This is a genomic window from Bifidobacterium choerinum (assembly GCF_000741135.1).
GTDB lineage: Bacteria > Actinomycetota > Actinomycetes > Actinomycetales > Bifidobacteriaceae > Bifidobacterium > Bifidobacterium choerinum.
In genome coordinates this window covers 57,265-76,274 of record NZ_JGYU01000011.1, presented here as the reverse complement: position 1 = coordinate 76,274, position 19,010 = coordinate 57,265, and the positions used below count along the sequence as shown (strand labels likewise).

Genomic DNA, 19,010 nt, shown 5'->3' with positions numbered 1-19,010 from the left:
GGCCGTGGCGCGGGTCCCAGGCGCCGTCGGCGCCGTCGTCGTCGGTGAAGAACAGTCCTGGGCGCGTCGCGTAACGATGAAGTTCGGGCAGTTGCATGGCAACATTGTAGACAGTCGAAGGTCGTGCGTCCCGTGCGATGCCGGGAATATGGACATCGTCCGCGCCGACGTGTGCGGGCCGTGTTCAGCACGGCAGCGCGAGCGCGCGCAGATGGTCGCGCACGATCGCGTAGGCGGCGCCGTCGGCGTCCTGATAGACGTCGCACACGCCCGCGCGCGATGCGCGGCGCCGCGGTGCCGCCGTCGTCGCCGGCGGCCGTGCGTGAGGCGGCGGGATGCCCGGCGACGAGCCGGTCGAGATGTGCGATCTCGGCGTCGTCGAGGAATCCGGCGATCGGTCCGCACAGCAGCACGTCGGCGGCGAAGACGGCGCGGATGTCGACGATTGCGTGCGCGAGCGAATGCAGCCAGTCGCGCATGCGGTCACGGTGGTGGATTTCGCCCTGTTCGAGCACGCCGAAGAATCCGGGCAGGCTTTCGCCTTCCTCGGTGAGGTTCGCCGACGAGCAGTAGACGTTGAGGCAGCCGGCATTGCCGCATTCGCAGCGCGGACCGTCCGGGTCGAGCGGCATGTGCTCGACGGCGCCGGTGTGGGGGCGGCCGTCCTGCAGCACGGCGCTGCCGATGTGGTTGCCGAGGAACAGGCACACGGCGTCGCGCAGCGCGGGGCGCGCACGCAGCTCGGCGAGCGCGTACGCGCAGTAGCGTTCGGTCGCCGTCACCGGCAGCGTGATGCGCTCGGCGATCGCCGCGTAGTCGAGGCTATTCGCCGTGTTGATGTGCGTCGGGACGGCGAGGCCGACGCCGAGCGGCGGCGTGCCGGCGGCTGCGACCTGCTCGGCGAAGTCATCGATGATGCGCGCCGCCCTGCCGTAGAACGTGACGTCGGCGTGCGCGGCGATTGTCGTGCGCCGTTCGTCGATTGTCACGCCGTCGAGGTCGACGGCGATGCAGACGATCTCGGTCGAGCGGATCGTGACGCCGATCGCGCAGTGTCTGCGGTAGTTGAAGGCGTAGGTGAGCGCGCGGCGGCCGCCCGTCGATTGGCGGTGCCCGGCGGCGACGATCAGTCCGGCGTCTTCGAGCGTGCTCAGGCGCGCGTTGAGCGTCGGCGCGCTGATGTGCAGCGCGTCGGCGATGCCGCGTTTGGCGATCGGCTCGCCGTGGTAGAGCAGCGCGAGGATCTCGTCGGCGCCGTCGGGCAGCGCAGGGATGTGGTCGTCGTGGGGCATCGGTGTCCTTTGCTCGCTGTGTGTTGTGCCGCGCGTTCGGTGGCGCGTCGCCGGCCGCTGTGACCGTTTGGCGGCGCGGCCGCATGTCCAGTTTGATAAATCGATTTTACAGAAGTTTTTGATTTGTCGAGACATTTGTAAAGAGATTTTGTAAAAGTTGGCGGCGCATGGTGACGACGACGTTGTTCAGATGGGTGGAAAAACGCACAAAATGTTCCATTTGATGGAAAATCCGTGCGAAAACTGTCAATATCGAAAGAACAACGCACAAAAAACAAACGGAATCGAACATGTTTGCATCGACACGGTACATGCTGACAAGTTGACGGATGTTCGATAGATTGGGTACATCACCACGTCGCGGTGGCGGTCACGCCCCCGTGATGCGGACGGCAATGCGTTGGGACCAACGCACGACAAGCAGATTCTATAGGAGGATCGCATGGCAGAAGCACGCAAGGACGATGCGCAGAAGGCCCCTGCACAGGATGTGAAGGAAGCCGCGAAGCACGCACCGGCCGCGACGCCTGTTGTGGACAAGGAGGCGGCCGCCCAGGCCGAGGTCGACGCGCTCGTCGCCAAGGCGAAGCAGGCGCTCGACGAATTCGAGAAGCTCGATCAGGAGACGGTGGACCGCATCGTCGCGAAGGCGTCCGTCGCCGCGCTCAACAAGCACCTCGTGCTCGCCAAGATGGCCGTCGACGAGACCGGCCGTGGTCTCGTCGAGGACAAGGCCACGAAGAACATCTTCGCCTGCGAGCATGTCACGAACTACATGGCCGGACAGAAGACCGTCGGTGTCATCCGCGAGGACGACGTGCTCGGCATCGACGAAGTGGCCGAGCCGGTCGGCGTCGTCGCCGGCGTCACCCCGGTCACGAACCCGACCTCCACGGCGATCTTCAAGTCGCTCATCGCGCTCAAGACCCGCTGCCCAATCGTCTTCGGCTTCCACCCGGGCGCGCAGCAGAGCTCCGTCGCGGCGGCGCGCATCGTGCGCGACGCGGCGATCGAGGCCGGCGCCCCGGAGAACTGCATCCAGTGGATCGAGCATCCGTCGATCGAGGCGACCGGCGCGCTGATGAGGCACCCCGGCATCGCGACGATCCTCGCGACCGGCGGTCCGGGCATGGTCAAGGCCGCATACTCCTCCGGCAAGCCGGCGCTCGGCGTCGGCGCGGGCAATGCCCCGGCCTACATCGACGCCAACGTCGACGTCCAGCGCGTCGCGAACGACCTGATTCTGTCGAAGCATTTCGACTACGGCATGATCTGCGCGACCGAGCAGGCAATCATCGCGCACAAGGACATCTACGATCCGCTCGTCAAGGAACTCAAGCGCCGCAAGGCCTACTTCGTCAACGACGAGGAGAAGGCGAAGCTCGAGCAGTACATGTTCGGCTGCACCGCCTACTCCGGCAAGACGCCGAAGCTCAACTCGGTCGTCCCGGGCAAGTCGCCGCAGTTCATCGCGCACGAGGCCGGATTCGAGATCCCCGAGGACGCGACGATCCTCGCGGCCGAATGCGCCGAGGTCGGTGAGATGGAGCCGCTGACGATGGAGAAGCTCGCCCCGGTGCACGCCGTGCTCAGGTTCGACGACCAGGAGCAGGGCTTCGAGATGTGCGAGGAGATGCTCAAGCACGGCGCCGGACACACCGCGGCGATCCACACGAACAACGACGACCTCGTGCGCGAGTACGGCCTGCGCATGCACGCGTGCCGCATCATCTGGAACCAGCCGAGCTCGCTCGGCGGCATCGGCGACATCTACAACGCGATCGCGCCGTCGCTGACGCTCGGATGCGGCTCCTACGGCGGCAACTCGGTCTCGGGCAACGTCCAGGCCATCAATCTGCTCAACATCAAGCGCATCGCCCGAAGGAACAACAACATGCAGTGGTTCAAGATCCCGTCGAAGACCTACTTCGAGCCGAACGCGATCAAGTATCTGCGTGACATGTACGGCATCGAACGCGCCGTCATCGTCTGCGACAAGGTCATGGAGCAGCTCGGCGTCGTCGACAAGGTCATCGACCAGCTGCGCGCGCGTTCCAACCGCGTCACCTTCCGCATCGTCGACTACGTCGAGCCGGAGCCGAGCGTCGAGACCGTCGAGCGCGGCGCCGCGATGATGCGCGACGAGTTCGAGCCGGACACGATCATCGCCGTCGGCGGCGGCTCGCCGATGGACGCCGCGAAGATCATGTGGCTGCTCTACGAGCACCCGGAGATCGCGTTCTCCGACGTGCGCGAGAAGTTCTTCGACATCCGCAAGCGCGCGTTCAAGATCCCGCCGCTGGGCAAGAAGGCGAAGCTCGTGTGCATTCCGACATCGTCGGGCACCGGCTCCGAGGTCACGCCGTTCGCCGTCATCACCGACCACAAGACCGGCTACAAGTACCCGATCACCGACTACGCGCTCACACCGTCCGTCGCGATCGTCGACCCGGTGCTGGCGCGCACGCAGCCGCGCCGCCTCGCCTCCGACGCGGGTTTCGACGCGCTGACGCACTCGATGGAGGCCTATGTCTCCGTCTACGCGAACGACTTCACCGACGGCATGGCGCTGCATGCGGCCAAGCTGATCTGGGACAACCTCGCCGAGTCCGTCAACAGCGAGCCGGGCGTCGCGAAGACGAAGGCGCAGGAAAAGATGCACAACGCCGCGACGATGGCCGGCATGGCCTTCGGCTCCGCGTTCCTCGGCATGTGCCACTCGATGGCGCACACGATCGGCGCGCTGTGCCACATCGCGCACGGCCGCACCAACTCGATCCTGCTGCCGTACGTCATCCGCTACAACGGCCAGATCCCGCAGGAGCCGACGTCGTGGCCGAAGTACAACAAGTACATCGCGCCGGAACGCTATCAGGAGATCGCGAAGAACCTCGGCATCGACCCGGGCAAGACCCCGGCCGAAGGCGTCGAGAACCTCGCGAAGGCCGTCGAGGACTACCGCGACAACAAGCTCGGCATGAACAAGTCCTTCCAGGACTGCGGCGTCGACGAAGACTACTTCTGGAGCATCCTCGAGCAGATCGGCATGCGCGCCTACGAGGACCAGTGCTCGCCGGCGAACCCGCGCATCCCGCAGATCCAGGACATGATGGACATCGCGATCGCCGCCTACTACGGCGTCTCGCAGCAGGAGGGCCACAAGATCCGCGTCGAGCGCGAAGGCGTCAACGCGACCGAGGAGGCCTCGCAGCGCATCTGACCGGCGGATCCGGCGGCCGTGATCCACTGGGGGGCGGCGGCCGGATGAACCGCGGGTGAGCATATGGATATGGAGCGGCTCCCGTCCAAGCGATTGGACGGGAGCCGCTCCATATCCATTGCGATCCATATGCGGTATATGCGCATCGCCATGCCGCCGGGAGTCTCCGCGGTCGCGCGGCGCCTCCCAGGCCTTAGGCGCCCAGCGGAATCAGGACGAGCATCAGCAGGCTCATGACCGATTCGGTGATGCCGACGGCCTTGACCGGCACCGGACGGCGGCGCGCGACGAGCGGCAGCGCGACGGCGCGCGCAAACAGCGCGAGCGCGAGCACGCCATAGAGCACGTCGCACAGGAAACCGACTGCGACGAGGACCGCATGGTAGGTCCAGCTCGCATGCAGATAGCCACGGCGGCCGCGTTCCCGGATCATCGTCTTGACGAACAGCACCGAACCGAACAATGCGAGGGCGAAACTGACGGCGATTTCGACGCCGACGCCCGGGAACAGCGCCGGGGCGACCGGCCACGTCAGCCGATCGGTCGCCGACGGCGCGGGGCATCGCGAGCCGAAGGGCGCGACGACGACCGCCATCGCCGACGAGGCGAGCACGGCGGCCAGATTCGACCACAGGCTCCGCTCGCGTCGCATCCACGAGGCGAGCAGCGAGACGCCGCACAGCACGGCGTAGATCGGCGCCCACCACAGGATCGCCGGATGCAGCACGAGGAACGGGACGCCGGCGGCCGCCAATATGAGCGCGTAGGTCAGCATCGGCGTCAGATAGCGGCGGCGGAAGCGCGACTTGCACCAGCGGGAGGCCGTGAACTGCACGCAGTAGCAAACCGCCCACAGCGCGACGAGCCACGTCGAGGTCCAGGTCGGGCCGGTCGCGGCCCATGCGGCGAGCGACGGGAACAGGACGATCGACCATGCGCCGGGTTCGGTCGAGGTCCAGTCGCGAAGCGAACGGCGCCTGCCGCGTCGTGGACTCGCGCCGGTCGGGGGCCCGGGCACGGATGCGGGGGAGTGGGAAGTCTTGGGCATGGCCCCAAGCCTAGATTGGCGGGCACCGGCACGCCAGAGGCGGCGGCGGATTTCGCTTCGGGATATGCGCGGAACATGTGCGACACGCCCGGGCTGCGTCATGTAGGGGGCTGGTGCTTGAATATAACAGTTGCCTGAAAAGGGCTCGCATAATTGGAATTCAAAAAAGCGAGTGTGGCGCGGGTCATTCCGCAAGGGACGGACATCGTGGCCATGCACTGATGTGGATCAGCCGGGAGGCGTATGCCTCTTGGGTGTTCTTCGCCGGTGCCCTGAGCAGGTTAGTGGTAAATAGTCAACGAATCGCTAGGAAAGGGCGGAAGGCAATGGCGGGACAGAAAATCCGCATCAGGCTTAAGTCCTATGACCATGAGGTCATCGACCAATCGGCGAAGAAGATCGTCGAAACGGTGACGAACGCGGGTGCAACTGTGGTTGGCCCGGTTCCGCTCCCGACGGAGAAGAACGTATACTGCGTTATCCGTTCTCCGCATAAGTACAAGGATTCCCGCGAGCATTTCGAGATGCGCACTCACAAGCGTCTCATCGATATTGTGGATCCCACCCCCAAGGCTGTGGACTCCCTCATGCATATTGATCTGCCTGCGGACGTCAACATCGAGATCAAGCTGTAAGGGAGGAGGAATCGCTATGTCGAACGCCAAGCGCACCGCACTGCTGGGCAAGAAGCTCGGTATGTCGCAGGTTTGGGACGAGAACGGATTCTTCGTCCCCGTCACCCTCGTGGACGTCTCCACGAACGTCGTGACCGCAGTCAAGAACGACGAGACCGACGGCTACAAGGCCGTCCAGCTCGGCTACGGCCAGGTCGACCCGCGCAAGGTCACCAAGCCGCTCGCCGGACATTTCGCGAAGGCCGGCGTCACGCCGCGCCGTCACCTCGCTGAGATCCGCACCGACAACGTCGAGGATTTCCAGCCGGGTCAGGAACTCACCGCCGAACTCTTCCCGGAGGGCGCGCAGGTCGACGTGACCGGCACGACCAAGGGCAAGGGCTTCGCCGGCACCATCAAGCGCTGGGGCTTCAAGTCCTATCGCCGCACGCACGGTTCCCACAAGAACGAACGCCGTCCGGGTTCGGTCGGCGCATGCGCGACTCCGAGCCGTATCCTCAAGGGCAAGCGCATGGCTGGCCGCATGGGCCACGCCACGAACACCGTCCTCAACCTCACCGTGGTCTCCTCGGACGTTGAGAACGGCGTCATCGCCATCAAGGGCGCCATCCCGGGCCCGAAGGGTGGCATCGTGCTCGTCCGTTCTGCAGTGAAGGGAGCCTGATAGATCATGGCAAACGTTACTCTGAACGTCACCGACAACAAAGGCCAGGCCGCTGGCTCGATCGAGGCGCCCGCTGATTTCTTCGGCTTCACCGCCGAAGAGGTCGAGCAGCACGTCCCGCTGATCCACCAGGTCGTCGTCGCGCAGCTCGCCGCCGCGCGTCAGGGCACCCACGCGGTCAAGAACCGCGCCAAGGTCTCCGGCGGCGGCCGCAAGCCGTGGAAGCAGAAGGGCACCGGCCGCGCTCGTCAGGGCTCGATCCGCGCTCCGCAGTGGTACCACGGCGGCGTCGTCCACGGACCGGTTCCGCGTGACTACAGCCAGCGCACCCCGAAGAAGATGAAGGCCGCAGCGCTCAAGTACGTGCTGTCCGACCGCGCGAACAACGGCCGCGTCGCCGTCATCGACTTCGGCATCACCGAGCCGTCGACCAAGACCGCGATCTCCGCGCTCACGCCGATCGTCGGCGACGGTTTCACGACCATCGTGCTGTCCCGCGACAACATCAACGAGTGGCTCTCCGTGCGCAACATCCCGACCGTTCATCCGATCTTCGCCGATCAGCTCAACACCTACGACGTGGTGACCGCCCAGTACGTGGTGTTCTCGAAGGAAGGCTACGAAGCGTTCCTCGAGGCGAAGAAGCCGGCAGAAAAGGAGGCCTGATTTTCATGGTCGCAGTTCACAAGCCAGCTCACGATATCATCCTCAAGCCTGTCGTCTCCGAAAAGAGCTACGCCCTGTCCGATATGGGTCAGTACACCTTCGTGGTTGCCCCGGACTCGAACAAGGTGCAGATCAAGCAGGCCATCGAGGAGATCTTCAAGGTCAAGGTGACGAACGTCAACACCCTCAACCGTGCAGGCAAGCGCACGCGCACCCGCACCGGCTACGGCCGCCGCGTCAATGAGAAGCGCGCGATCGTGACCGTCGCCGAGGGCCAGTCGATCGACATCTTCGGTAACTGAAGGTTAGCCGACAAAAGTTAAAGGAAGAACTAGATTATGGCTATCCGCGTTTATAAGCCGACCACTCCTGGCCGTCGCAACGCGTCCGTGTCGGACTTCTCCGACCTCACGCGCCGCACGCCTGAGAAGTCGCTCGTACGCAAGAACAGCAAGACTGGCGGCCGCAACTCGTACGGCCGCATGACCTCCCGCCATCGCGGCGGCGGCCACAAGCGCCAGTACCGTCTCATCGACTTCAAGCGTTGGGACAAGGACGGCGTGCCGGCGACGGTTGCCGAGATCGAGTACGATCCGAACCGTTCCGCCCGCATCGCGCTGCTGCACTACGCCGACGGCGAGAAGCGCTACATCATCGCTCCGGAAGGCGTCAAGCAGGGCGACCGCATCGAGACCGGCGCCAAGGCCGACATCAAGCCGGGCAACAACCTCCCGCTGCGCAACATCCCGACCGGTACCGTGGTCCACGCGATCGAGCTCCGCCCGCTCGGCGGCGCGAAGATCGCCCGCTCCGCCGGTGCCGCCGTGCAGCTCGTCGCGAAGGACGGCGCCTACGCCCAGCTGCGTATGCCGTCCGGCGAGATCCGCAACGTGGACGCCCGCTGCCGCGCGACGGTCGGCGAGGTCGGCAACTCCGACCACGCCAACATCCAGCTCGGCAAGGCAGGTCGTGCACGTTGGATGGGCAAGCGCCCGATCACCCGTGGTGAATCCATGAACCCTGTCGATCACCCGCATGGTGGTCGTACCCGTGGCGGCAAGCCGCCGGTCTCCCCGTGGGGCAAGGGTGAGGTTCGTACTCGCCGTCCTAAGAAGGCTTCGAACAAGATGATCGTTCGTCGTCGTCCTAATGGCAAGAACCGTAAGTAAGGGAGTGTCGAACAGATGACTCGTAGCATCAAGAAGGGCCCATTCGTCGACGCCCACCTGCAGAAGAAAGTCGACGAGCAGAATGAGAAGGGCACGCACAACGTCATCAAGACGTGGTCGCGCCGTTCGATGATCACCCCTGACTTCATCGGACACACCTTCGCAGTTCACGATGGCCGCAAGCACGTCCCGGTGTTCGTCACCGAGGCCATGGTCGGTCACAAGCTCGGTGAATTCGCCCCGACGCGCACCTTCAAGGGTCACGTCAAGGACGACAAGAAGTCGCGCCGCTGAAAGTAGGAGAGTAAGGACACATGGAAGCTAAAGCAATCGCCCGTCACGTCCGCGTGACGCCGCGCAAGGCTCGCCGTATGGTCAACCTCATCCGAGGCAAGAAGGCGGCAGATGCAATCACCATCCTCAAGTTCGCTCCGCAGGACGCGAGCACCCCGGTGCTCAAGGTCCTTGAGAGCGCCATCGCCAACGCTCGCGTGAAGGCCGACAAGGCCGGCGAGCCGTTCCGCGAGAACGACCTGTACATCAAGGAGACCTATGTGGACGAAGGCGTGACGCTCAAGCGTTTCCGCGCTCGTGCACAGGGCCGTGCGGCTCGTATCAACAAGCGTACGAGCCACATCACGGTCGTCGTCGCCACCAAGGAAGGAGCCCGCTAAAGATGGGTCAGAAGATTAATCCCTTTGGCTATCGCCTGGGCATTACTGAGGACCATCGTTCGAAGTGGTTCTCCGATTCCAACAAGGCTGGCGAACGCTACCGTGACTTCGTGCTCGAAGACGACGCCATCCGCAAGGAGATGACGAAGGATCTCGAGCGTGCAGGCGTGTCCCGCATCGTCATCGAGCGCACCCGCGACCGCGTGCGTGTGGACATCCACACGGCCCGCCCGGGCATCGTCATCGGTCGCCGCGGCGCCGAGGCCGAGCGCGTCCGCGCCAAGCTCGAGAAGCTCACCGGCAAGCAGGTCCAGCTCAACATCTTCGAAGTGAAGAACCCGGCCATCGACGCCCAGCTCGTCGCTCAGGGCATCGCCGAGCAGCTGACGAACCGCGTGACCTTCCGTCGCGCGATGCGCAAGGCTCAGCAGGACGCCATGCGCGCCGGCGCCAAGGGTATCCGCATCAAGCTCTCGGGCCGTCTCGGCGGCGCCGAAATGAGCCGCTCGGAGTTCTACCGCGAAGGCCGCGTCCCGCTGCAGACGCTCCGCGCCCTCATCGATTACGGCTTCTTCGAGGCCAAGACCACCTACGGCCGCATTGGCGTCAAGGTGTGGATCTACAAGGGCGACATGACCGAGCGTGAGTTCGAAGAGCAGCAGGCGCAGCAGGGCAACAACCGCAACGGCCGCCGCGGCGATCGCCGCCCGCGCCGTGGCCAGCGCAATGGTCAGCGCGGCAACCAGCAGAACCAGGTGAAGACCGGCGCCGATCAGCCGATCGAAGCCCCGGTCGCGCAGGACGCCACCGCTGCACCGGCATCGGAAACTAAGGAGTGAGCTGAAGATGCTTATCCCAAAGAGGACCAAATACCGTAAGCAGCACCGCCCGGATCGCCATGGCATGTCCAAGGGCGGCAACGAGATCAACTTCGGTGATTTCGCCATCCAGGCAATGGCTCCGGCCTATGTCACCAACCGCCAGATCGAGGCGGCCCGTATCGCGATGACCCGTTACATCAAGCGTGGCGGCAAGGTGTGGATCACGATCTTCCCGGATCGTCCGCTCACCAAGCACCCGCTCGGTGCCCGAATGGGTTCCGGTAAGGGTACCCCGGAATTCTGGATCGCCAACGTCCATCCCGGACGCGTTATGTTCGAGATCGGCGGCGTCTCCGAGGATGTCGCTCGCGAGGCCCTGCGCCGCGCAATCGACAAGCTCCCCATGAAGTGCCGTGTGATTGCTCGTGAAGGCGGTGACATCTGATGGCAGTCGGATCCGAAGAATACACGATGAAGAATCTCAACGAGAAGACCAACGCGGAGATCGAGGGCTTCCTCAAGAAGTCCAAGGAAGAGCTGTTCAACCTGCGCTTCCAGCACGCGACCGGTCAGCTTGAGAACACCGCTCGCCTCAAGGCGGTCAAGCACGACATCGCCAGGATGTACACCGTTCTGCGCGAACGCGAGCTTGGCATCAGCCAGGCTCCCGAGGCGACCGAAACGAAAGCCGAGGAGAAGTAATGGCTGAAGAGCGCAACTCCCGCAAGGTTCGTCGCGGTTATGTCGTGTCCGATAAGATGGACAAGACCATTTCCGTGGAACTCGAACTCCGTACGACCCACCCGCTGTATGGCAAGGTCGTCCGTTCAACCCGCACGGTCAAGGCTCATGACGAACACAATGAGGCTCACGTTGGCGACCTCGTGAGTATCATGGAGACTCGTCCACTGAGCAAGACCAAGCGTTGGCGTCTCGATAGCATCATCGAGCGCGCTAAGTAATAAGTTCGGCAAGGCTCGCTGACTCACCCGGTCCATCCTTACGCTAGGATGGACCGGGTGATCAGGGAGAACCAGCTCGGCTAAGGAGAATCAATGATTCAACAGGAAACGCGGCTTCATGTCGCCGACAACACGGGTGCAAAGGAACTCCTGTGCATCCGAGTGCTCGGCGGATCGAAGCGACGCTATGCTGGAATCGGCGACGTGATCGTCGCCTCCGTTAAGGACGCGATCCCTAACGGTTCCGTCAAGAAGGGCGACGTCGTCAAGGCCGTCGTCGTCCGCACCGTCAAGGAACGCCGTCGCGCCGACGGCTCCTATATCAAGTTCGACGAGAACGCCGCCGTCATTCTCGGCTCCGGCCGTGAACCGAAGGGCACTCGTATCTTCGGACCGGTCGGCCGTGAACTGCGCGACAAGCGCTTCATGCGCATCGTGTCCCTCGCCCCGGAGGTGATCTGAGAATGGTAGCCAAGATTAAGAGCGGCGACCTGGTCAAGGTCATCCGCGGCAAGGATCGCGGCAAGGAAGGCACCGTCAAGCGCGTGCTCAAGGATGACCGTCTGATCGTCGAAGGCGTTCAGATCGTCAAGAAGCACGTCCGCGCGACCCAGCAGGGTCAGCAGGCCGGCATCGTCGAGGTCGAGGCCCCGATCCATCGCTCCAACGTGATGGTCATCGATCCGGAGACCAAGCAGCCGACCCGCGTTGGCGTCATCGTCAAGGAAGAAGCACGCGACGGCAAGGTCAAGACCGTGCGCGTCCGCGTTGCGAAGAAGTCAGGAAAGGAGCTGGCATGAGCGAAGTGGTTGAAGAGATCACCGTCGAAGCGCCTGTTACTCCGCGCCTGAAGCAGGAGTACAAGGACGTCATCGTCCCTGAACTCGAGAAGGAATTCAAGCACGACAACCCGATGCAGATCCCGCGCATCGAGAAGGTCGTCGTCTCGATGGGCGTCGGCGCCGCGGCTCGCGACTCCAAGCTCATCGAAGGCGCCGTGCGTGACCTCACCGCGATCACCGGCCAGAAGCCGAAGATCACGAAGGCCAAGAAGTCCGTCGCGCAGTTCCATCTGCGTGAGGGTCAGGCCATCGGTGCCTACGTCACGCTCCGTGGCGACCGCATGTGGGAGTTCCTCGATCGTCTTCTCACGCTGGCGCTGCCGCGCATCCGTGATTTCCGCGGCATCAACGGCCACCAGTTCGACGGTCAGGGCAACTACAACTTCGGTCTGACCGAGCAGTCCATGTTCCACGAGATCGATCCGGATTCGATCGATCACCAGCGCGGCATGGACATCACCGTGGTGACCAGCACTAAGAGCGACGACGAGGCCTACGCGCTGCTCAAGGCGCTCGGCTTCCCGTTCAAGGAGAACTGAAATGGCAAAAACGTGTCTTAAGGTCAAGGCGCTGCGCAAGCCGAAGTTCAAGGTGCGTGCGTACACCCGTTGCATGGTCTGCGGCCGTCCTCATTCGGTCTACCGCAAGTTCGGCCTCTGCCGCATCTGCCTTCGCGAGAAGGCCCACCGCGGCGAGCTGCCCGGCGTCACGAAGTCCAGTTGGTAAATATCGACGCTGAAGGTCCGCGGCCCTGAAGGACTGCTCGCAGTCCCAAGGGCGGCGGAAACCACGGCGAGAAAGGGCGTTAGCCCAAATGACAATGACAGATCCGATCGCAGATATGCTTACGCGTCTGCGTAATGCGAGCGCGGCCAAGCACGAAACCGTGGATATGCCGTACTCCAAGTTCAAGAAGAACATCGCCGAGATCCTCAAGCGTGAAGGCTACATCGCAGACTTCACCGCCAAGGAGGCCCGCGTCGGCCAGACGCTTGAGCTCACGCTCAAGTACGGCCCGAACGGCGAGCGCTCCATCCAGGGCATCAAGCGCATCTCGAAGCCGGGCCTTCGCCGCTACGCGAAGTCCGACGCGCTGCCGATGCCGCTCGGTGGTCTCGGAATCGCCATCATCTCGACGAGCTCGGGACTGATGACCCAGAAGGAATGCCTCGACCGGGGCATCGGTGGCGAGATCGTCGCCTACGTTTGGTGAGAAAGGAGAGCTGAACAATGGCATCACATATTGGCAAGCTCCCGATCACCATTCCGGCGGGCGATGAAATCACGATCAACGGTCAGGAGTTCACGGTCAAGGGACCGAAGGGCTCCGACTCCTACACCATGCCTGAAGGCATTACCGCCAAGGTCGAAGGCAACGAGCTCATCGTGAGCGCGAACGACGACCTGCGTCCGACCCGTGCGAAGCACGGTCTGGCCCGCTCGATCATGGCCTCCATGGTCAAGGGCGTGCACGACGGCTACACGAAGAGCCTCGACATCGTCGGCACCGGTTACCGCGCTCAGATGAAGGGCAAGGGCATCGAGTTCTCGCTCGGCTACTCCCACACCATCACCGTTGAACCTCCGGAGGGCATCGAGTTCGAACTGCCGAACCCGAACCAGGTAATCGTCAAGGGCACCGACAAGCAGGCCGTTGGCCAGGTTGCCGCGAACATCCGCAAGCTTCGCGCCCCGGAACCCTACAAGGGCAAGGGCATCAAGTACACGGACGAGCGCATCCGTCGCAAGGCTGGAAAGGCTGGTAAGTGATATGAGCGTCAAGATCTACGGTAAAGGCAAGAAGGTCGCGCTGAAGCGTCGCCACGCTCGTATCCGCAAGCGCATCAGCGGCACCGCCGAGCTCCCGCGTCTGGTGGTCACGCGTTCCAACCGTCACATGGTCGCCCAGATCGTCGATGACACGATCGGCAAGACGATCGTCAGCGAGTCCACGCTGATGAGCGATTTCGCCGACTTCGAGGGCACGAAGACCGAAGCGGCCAAGCAGGTCGGCCTCCTGATCGCCAAGAAGGCCCAGGATGCAGGCATCACCGCGGTCGTCTTCGACCGTGGCGGCAACATGTACCATGGTCGCGTCGCAGCCGTTGCTGATGGCGCCCGCGAGGGAGGTCTGGCACTGTGAGCGACAACGAAAAGGAAACCCAGGTGGCTGAAGAAACTCAGAACACTCAGGCAACCGCCGAGTCCAACAACGACGACCGCAGGAACCGTCGCGGACAGCGTGGCGAAGGCCGCCGTGGTGAGCGTCGCAACCGTCGCGAGGAGAACCGCGGCGACGAGATGCTCGACCGCGTCGTGACGATCAACCGCGTGTCCAAGACCCACAAGGGCGGCCGTACGTTCAGCTTCGCCGCGCTCGTCGTCGTCGGTGACGGCAACGGCACCGTCGGCGTCGGCTACGGCAAGTCCCGTGAGGTCCCGGCGGCCATCGCCAAGGGCCAGCTGGACGCCAAGAAGCATCTGTTCAACGTCCCGCGCGTGCGCGGCACCGTGACTCACCCGGTCACCGGTCGCGACCACGCCGGCGTCGTTATGCTTCGCCCGGCCGCTCCGGGTACCGGCGTCATCGCCGGCTCCGCGGTGCGCGCCGTTATGGAATGCGCAGGCATCACCGACGTCCTGACGAAGTCGATGGGTTCGTCGACCGCGGTCAACGTGGTCCGTGCGACCGTCGACGCCCTCAAGCAGCTCGAAGAGCCCGAGGAGATCGCGGCCCGTCGTGGACTGTCCGTGCAGGAAGTCGCGCCGGATGCGCTGCTCCGCTCTCGTGCGGCCGGCATCGCCGAAGCCCGCAAGGCTCGCGAGGAAGCCCAGGCTGCCGCAAAGGATGGTGAGTGATGGCTAATCTCAAGATCACGCTCGTGCACGGTGTCTGCGGTGCGAACCCCAAGCAGCGTGCGACCGTGCAGACGCTGGCCCTTCGCAAGATCGGCCAGAGCGTCGTCCGTGAAGACAATTCGACGACGCGCGGCCTGATCAACGTCGTGCGTCATCTGGTCAAGGTCGAGGAGGCTGAGTGATCATGGCTGAAGAGAACAACATTCTGCAGATGCATGACCTCCGTCCGGCTCCGGGCGCCAAGAAGGACCGCATTCGCGTCGGTCGTGGCGAAGGCTCGAAGGGCAAGACCTCGGGTCGCGGCGACAAGGGCACCAAGAAGCGCTACCAGGTCCGTCCTGGCTTCGAAGGTGGCCAGCTGCCGCTCTACATGCGCCTGCCGAAGCTCCGCGGCTTCCGTAGTCCGTTCAAGACCGAGTATCAGGTCGTCAACATCAGCACCCTCGCGGAACTCTTCCCGCAGGGTGGCGACGTCACCGTGGCCGATCTCGTGGCCAAGGGTGCCGTCCGCGCCAACCGTCCGGTCAAGGTCCTCGGCGAGGGCGAGACGACGGTGGCCTTCACCATCAAGGGTGTCAAGGCCTCCGCTTCCGCCAAGGCGAAGATCGAAGCCGCCGGTGGCTCGATCAGCGAAGACTGATTGAGGTCGGCCGGGTCTGACCCCGGCCTGATCGATACGGTCGATATGGTCCCCTCCACGCATCGCGGGAGGGGACCACATCATTATCCGGTCATATATCCGCACGGCCGACCGTGCGTGTCCGCGGGCGCCGACGCCCATCTGCCGCCTTGTATGCGGCGCGACTGCGAACGTTCTCGGCATACGAAATGCGCGGAAATTCTATAGATTTTGGAAGCGACGCCGCAACCGGTAGACACAATGGGATAAACTCTTCCCCTAGAGTGTGTTTTTCGACCGTGTGCGAGAGAGTTCGTACCAGACATGGAGGGAACCCAAGGTGAGGACATTAATCCAGGCCTTCCGAACCAAGGAACTGAGGAAGAAGATCTTCTTCGTCCTTGGCATGATCATCATTTACCGCATCGGCGCGTTCATCCCCGCCCCGGGCGTCAGCGAGCAGGCCGTGCGCCAGTGCACGGCGGGCGCCGGATCCGAGAACTTCATCGGACTGGTCAACCTGTTCTCCGGCGGCGCGATGCTCCAGCTGTCCATCTTCGCACTCGGCGTCATGCCGTACATCACCGCGTCGATCGTCATTCAGCTGCTGCGCGTCGTCATCCCGCGCTTCGAGACGCTGCACAAGGAAGGCCAGTCGGGTGAGGCGAAGCTCACGCAGTACACGCGTTACCTGACGATCGGCCTGGCGATCCTGCAGTCGACGACGATCGTCGTCACCGCGAAGTCCGGCGCACTGTTCAACTACCAGTGCCCGAACATCATCCCGGACGGCTCGATCTGGACGCTCATCGTCATGGTCCTCGTCATGACCGGCGGCACCGGCCTGATCATGTGGATGGCCGAGCTCATCACCGAGAAGGGCATCGGCCAGGGCATGTCGATCCTCATCTTCCTGTCCATCTGCTCCGGCTTCCTGCCGCAGCTGTGGCAGATCGGCTACGGCACGAACGGCTCCGACGGCGATTGGGGCAAGTTCGCGATCGTCACCGGCGTCCTGCTCGTCATCCTGGTCTTCGTCAACTACGTCGAACTCTCGCAGCGCCGCATCCCGGTGCAGTACACGCGCCGCATGATCGGCCGCAAGATGTACGGCGGCTCGTCCACCTACCTGCCGCTCAAGATCAACATGAGCGGCGTCATCCCGCCGATCTTCGCCTCGTCGATCCTCGCGATCCCGACGCTCATCGCGCAGTTCGGCAAGTCCGACGAGGGCTGGGTCCAGTGGATCAACACGAACCTCGCGAACTCGACGACGCTGTGGTACATCCTGCTGTACGCGCTGATGATCGTGTTCTTCACGTTCTTCTACACCGAGATCACGTTCAACCCGGAGGAGACCGCCGACAACATGAAGCAGTACGGCGGCTTCATCCCGGGCATCCGCGCGGGCAACGCGACGGCGCGCTACCTCAAGTACGTCATCAACCGACTCAACACCGTCGGTGCCGTCTACCTGCTCTTCGTCGCGCTGCTGCCGACCGTGCTCATCATGGCGCTCAACCTCAACACGCAGCTGCCCTTCGGCGGTACGACGATCCTGATCATCGCCGGCGTCGGCCTCGACACGCTGCGTCAGGCGAAGGCCCAGACCGAGCAGTACCAGTACGCCGGATTCCTGTTCGAGAACAACGAACACATCGAAGGCAAGTGACCGGTCCGAACCGATGATTCCCCGACACGGAGCCGCCGCGCCCACGCGCGGCGGCTCCGTGCATTCCTATGTCCGAGTATGCTTGACGTGGATTCATCCAGCAATGCGACAACGAAAGGACCACTCATGCGTCTTCTCATCATGGGACCCCAGGGCGTCGGCAAGGGCACGCAGGCCGCGCTGCTCGCCACCCACTATGACATCCCGGCGATCTCGACCGGCGACATCTTCCGCTACAACATCAAGAACAAGACCCCGCTCGGCCTCGAGGCGCTGTCCTACACGGACAAGGGCGAACTCGTGCCGGACACGCTGACGAACACGATCGTCAAGGACCGCCTAGCGATGGACGACACCGCCAATGGCTGGATTCTCGACGGTTATCCGCGCAACGCGGCGCAGGTCGAGGCCCTTGACGCGATGCTCGCCGATCTCGGCCAGTCCCTCGACGCCGTCGTCGCGCTCGAGGCGGGCCGCGACGTGCTGCTCGAGCGCATGGCCAAGCGTGCGAAGGAGCAGGGCCGCTCCGACGACACGCCGGAGGCCATCGCGAAGCGCCTCGAGACCTACGAGAAGGAGACGGCCCCGCTGCTGGACATCTACAAGGACCGCGGCCTGCTGATCACCGTTGACGGCGTCGGCGACGTCGACGCGATCTCGCAGACGATCATCGAGAAGCTCGACGCGAACGTCAAGGCAAGCTGAACGCCGGTCACGCGCACATGATGACGGCATTCTGTGCGGGTCGCCTCGGATGAAAAGGCCGCGGCGACCCGCACATCGTCGTATATCGGGACGACGCGCGCGTCGTGCGGCATGCGCGAGGAATAGCGGGGGAGCGACGTCGGTTGTGCACGGCGGGACGTGATGCGACACGCCGTATTTGAGTCTCGGAACTTTTCGTGTATTCTTGCAATTTGGTGTGTCTTCGGACACAGCAGTAAGTCGATCATCGAATGGAATCGAGACTATGGCAAAAGACGGTGTGATTGAAGTCGAAGGACGGGTCGTCGAGGCATTGCCGAACGCGATGTTCCGCGTCGAGCTGGAGAACAAGCACATCGTGCTGGCGACGATCTCGGGCAAGATGCGCAAGAACTACATCCGCATCCTGCCGCAGGATCGTGTCGTGCTTGAGATGAGCCCATACGATCTCAATCGTGGTCGGATTACGTACCGCTACAAGTAAGGTACAACCAAAGTAAGGAACAACCATGAAGGTTAGCCCAAGTGTGAAGAGGATCTGCGAGAACTGCCGTGTGATCCGTCGTCACGGCCGCGTCATGGTGATCTGCACCAACCCGCGTCACAAGCAGCGTCAGGGCTGAGCAGACACAGCGGCACACCAATCCAGGCACTAAGTCACAGTCCGCACGGACTGAACCCCGGGAGCGCAGGCCCGGGCCGGGAAACCGGGAGACTCGGTGCAAGACCTGCGTGAAACAGAAGGAATCGCAATGGCACGTCTTGCCGGAGTCGACATCCCCAATGACAAGCGCATCGAGATCGCGCTGACCTACATCTTCGGTGTGGGCCGCACTCGTGCGAAGGAAACCCTTGCCGCGACCGGAATCAATCCGGACACCCGCGTCAAGGATCTGACGGATGAGCAGCTGATCACGCTGCGTGATTACCTCGAGTCCAACTACAAGATCGAAGGCGATCTGCGTCGCGAGATCGACGCCGATATCCGTCGTAAGATTCAGATCAACTGCTACCAGGGCATGCGTCACCGTAAGGGACTCCCGGTCCGCGGACAGCGTACCAAGACCAATGCGCGTACCCGTAAGGGACCGAAGCGCACGGTCGCCGGAAAGAAGAAGGCCACCAAGTAATAGGTGAGCCCCGGGCCGCGGCCACGGCACAC

Annotated in this window: 29 protein-coding genes; 27 read left to right on the top strand and 2 right to left on the bottom strand. The window is 63.4% G+C overall.

From position 1 onward, the window contains the following. Positions 1-1,292 (bottom strand): ROK family transcriptional regulator (locus BCHO_RS07685; RefSeq protein ID WP_051911631.1); only part of this gene is annotated, 1,292 nt, incomplete at its 3' end. Between the two features lie 490 nt (positions 1,293-1,782). Here BCHO_RS07685 and adhE point away from each other — a divergent pair. Further along, a complete protein-coding gene (adhE, locus tag BCHO_RS07680) occupies positions 1,783-4,512 on the top strand; it encodes a bifunctional acetaldehyde-CoA/alcohol dehydrogenase (RefSeq protein WP_029675471.1) in 2,730 nt (909 codons plus the stop codon). Between the two features lie 193 nt (positions 4,513-4,705). On the opposite strand, the gene BCHO_RS07675 is transcribed toward adhE, so the two are convergent. Further along, positions 4,706-5,560, bottom strand: a complete 855-nt coding sequence (locus BCHO_RS07675; RefSeq protein ID WP_081707957.1) for a YwiC-like family protein — start codon at positions 5,558-5,560, stop codon at positions 4,706-4,708. A gap of 326 nt (positions 5,561-5,886) precedes the next feature. Here BCHO_RS07675 and rpsJ point away from each other — a divergent pair, with 326 nt between their 5' ends. From rpsJ to rpsM, 26 genes are all read left to right on the top strand, one after another. Beyond that, the gene (gene rpsJ, locus BCHO_RS07670) at positions 5,887-6,195 is read left to right on the top strand and encodes a 30S ribosomal protein S10 (RefSeq protein WP_004268570.1); all 309 of its coding nucleotides are present in this window, start codon (positions 5,887-5,889) and stop codon (positions 6,193-6,195) included. Between the two features lie 16 nt (positions 6,196-6,211). Beyond that, the gene (rplC, locus tag BCHO_RS07665) at positions 6,212-6,859 is read left to right on the top strand and encodes a 50S ribosomal protein L3 (RefSeq protein ID WP_024540973.1); all 648 of its coding nucleotides are present in this window, start codon (positions 6,212-6,214) and stop codon (positions 6,857-6,859) included. Between the two features lie 6 nt (positions 6,860-6,865). Next, positions 6,866-7,525, top strand: a complete 660-nt coding sequence (gene rplD / locus BCHO_RS07660; protein WP_024540972.1) for a 50S ribosomal protein L4 — start codon at positions 6,866-6,868, stop codon at positions 7,523-7,525. Between the two features lie 5 nt (positions 7,526-7,530). After that, a complete protein-coding gene (gene rplW, locus BCHO_RS07655) occupies positions 7,531-7,827 on the top strand; it encodes a 50S ribosomal protein L23 (protein ID WP_024540971.1) in 297 nt (98 codons plus the stop codon). Positions 7,828-7,863: 36 nt separating this feature from the next. Then, positions 7,864-8,694, top strand: a complete 831-nt coding sequence (gene rplB, locus BCHO_RS07650) for a 50S ribosomal protein L2 (protein WP_024540970.1) — start codon at positions 7,864-7,866, stop codon at positions 8,692-8,694. A 15-nt stretch (positions 8,695-8,709) separates the two neighbouring features. Beyond that, positions 8,710-8,988, top strand: coding sequence for a 30S ribosomal protein S19 (rpsS, locus tag BCHO_RS07645; RefSeq protein WP_022858217.1), 279 nt, complete (start codon positions 8,710-8,712; stop codon positions 8,986-8,988). A gap of 20 nt (positions 8,989-9,008) precedes the next feature. After that, positions 9,009-9,368: a 50S ribosomal protein L22 gene (gene rplV, locus BCHO_RS07640; RefSeq protein WP_024540969.1), complete on the top strand. Its 360-nt coding sequence runs from the start codon at positions 9,009-9,011 to the stop codon at positions 9,366-9,368. Between the two features lie 2 nt (positions 9,369-9,370). Beyond that, a complete protein-coding gene (rpsC, locus tag BCHO_RS07635) occupies positions 9,371-10,207 on the top strand; it encodes a 30S ribosomal protein S3 (RefSeq protein ID WP_024540968.1) in 837 nt (278 codons plus the stop codon). A 7-nt stretch (positions 10,208-10,214) separates the two neighbouring features. After that, positions 10,215-10,634 (top strand): 50S ribosomal protein L16, encoded by a 420-nt coding sequence (gene rplP / locus BCHO_RS07630; RefSeq protein WP_022858220.1) that lies wholly within the window; start codon positions 10,215-10,217, stop codon positions 10,632-10,634. Then, positions 10,634-10,891, top strand: a complete 258-nt coding sequence (rpmC, locus tag BCHO_RS07625) for a 50S ribosomal protein L29 (protein WP_024540967.1) — start codon at positions 10,634-10,636, stop codon at positions 10,889-10,891. Before rplP ends, rpmC begins: the two co-directional genes overlap by 1 nt. Continuing rightward, positions 10,891-11,151, top strand: a complete 261-nt coding sequence (gene rpsQ, locus BCHO_RS07620) for a 30S ribosomal protein S17 (protein ID WP_024540966.1) — start codon at positions 10,891-10,893, stop codon at positions 11,149-11,151. Before rpmC ends, rpsQ begins: the two co-directional genes overlap by 1 nt. Before the next feature lie 93 nt (positions 11,152-11,244). After that, positions 11,245-11,613, top strand: coding sequence for a 50S ribosomal protein L14 (gene rplN, locus BCHO_RS07615; RefSeq protein WP_022858223.1), 369 nt, complete (start codon positions 11,245-11,247; stop codon positions 11,611-11,613). A 2-nt stretch (positions 11,614-11,615) separates the two neighbouring features. Continuing rightward, positions 11,616-11,951 (top strand): 50S ribosomal protein L24, encoded by a 336-nt coding sequence (gene rplX, locus BCHO_RS07610; RefSeq protein ID WP_024540965.1) that lies wholly within the window; start codon positions 11,616-11,618, stop codon positions 11,949-11,951. Further along, positions 11,948-12,532 carry a 50S ribosomal protein L5 gene (gene rplE / locus BCHO_RS07605; RefSeq protein WP_051354872.1) on the top strand — a complete coding sequence of 195 codons (585 nt, stop codon included), beginning with the start codon at positions 11,948-11,950 and terminating at the stop codon, positions 12,530-12,532. The genes rplX and rplE overlap by 4 nt, the downstream gene beginning before the upstream one ends. Position 12,533: 1 nt before the next feature. After that, positions 12,534-12,719, top strand: coding sequence for a type Z 30S ribosomal protein S14 (locus BCHO_RS07600; protein WP_004268593.1), 186 nt, complete (start codon positions 12,534-12,536; stop codon positions 12,717-12,719). Positions 12,720-12,807: 88 nt separating this feature from the next. Next, positions 12,808-13,206: a 30S ribosomal protein S8 gene (rpsH, locus tag BCHO_RS07595; protein WP_024540963.1), complete on the top strand. Its 399-nt coding sequence runs from the start codon at positions 12,808-12,810 to the stop codon at positions 13,204-13,206. Between the two features lie 17 nt (positions 13,207-13,223). Then, complete coding sequence (gene rplF, locus BCHO_RS07590) at positions 13,224-13,763, top strand: 50S ribosomal protein L6 (protein WP_024540962.1); 540 nt, start codon at positions 13,224-13,226, stop codon at positions 13,761-13,763. A gap of 1 nt (position 13,764) precedes the next feature. After that, a complete protein-coding gene (rplR, locus tag BCHO_RS07585) occupies positions 13,765-14,136 on the top strand; it encodes a 50S ribosomal protein L18 (RefSeq protein WP_024540961.1) in 372 nt (123 codons plus the stop codon). Continuing rightward, on the top strand, positions 14,133-14,852 hold the full coding sequence (gene rpsE / locus BCHO_RS07580) for a 30S ribosomal protein S5 (RefSeq protein WP_034247860.1): 720 nt from the start codon (positions 14,133-14,135) through the stop codon (positions 14,850-14,852). The genes rplR and rpsE overlap by 4 nt, the downstream gene beginning before the upstream one ends. Then, positions 14,852-15,034: a 50S ribosomal protein L30 gene (gene rpmD, locus BCHO_RS07575; RefSeq protein ID WP_024540959.1), complete on the top strand. Its 183-nt coding sequence runs from the start codon at positions 14,852-14,854 to the stop codon at positions 15,032-15,034. Before rpsE ends, rpmD begins: the two co-directional genes overlap by 1 nt. Before the next feature lie 2 nt (positions 15,035-15,036). Beyond that, positions 15,037-15,492 (top strand): 50S ribosomal protein L15, encoded by a 456-nt coding sequence (gene rplO / locus BCHO_RS07570; protein ID WP_024540958.1) that lies wholly within the window; start codon positions 15,037-15,039, stop codon positions 15,490-15,492. Positions 15,493-15,811: 319 nt separating this feature from the next. Beyond that, entirely contained in the window at positions 15,812-17,143 is a 1,332-nt protein-coding gene (gene secY / locus BCHO_RS07565; RefSeq protein ID WP_024540957.1) for a preprotein translocase subunit SecY, read from the top strand. A gap of 126 nt (positions 17,144-17,269) precedes the next feature. After that, positions 17,270-17,848, top strand: coding sequence for an adenylate kinase (locus BCHO_RS07560; RefSeq protein WP_024540956.1), 579 nt, complete (start codon positions 17,270-17,272; stop codon positions 17,846-17,848). 265 nt (positions 17,849-18,113) lie between these two features. Beyond that, entirely contained in the window at positions 18,114-18,332 is a 219-nt protein-coding gene (gene infA, locus BCHO_RS07555) for a translation initiation factor IF-1 (RefSeq protein ID WP_004268611.1), read from the top strand. Positions 18,333-18,357: 25 nt separating this feature from the next. Then, the gene (gene rpmJ, locus BCHO_RS09095) at positions 18,358-18,471 is read left to right on the top strand and encodes a 50S ribosomal protein L36 (RefSeq protein WP_003814578.1); all 114 of its coding nucleotides are present in this window, start codon (positions 18,358-18,360) and stop codon (positions 18,469-18,471) included. Between the two features lie 129 nt (positions 18,472-18,600). After that, the gene (gene rpsM, locus BCHO_RS07550) at positions 18,601-18,978 is read left to right on the top strand and encodes a 30S ribosomal protein S13 (protein ID WP_024540955.1); all 378 of its coding nucleotides are present in this window, start codon (positions 18,601-18,603) and stop codon (positions 18,976-18,978) included. Positions 18,979-19,010 lie beyond the last annotated feature (32 nt).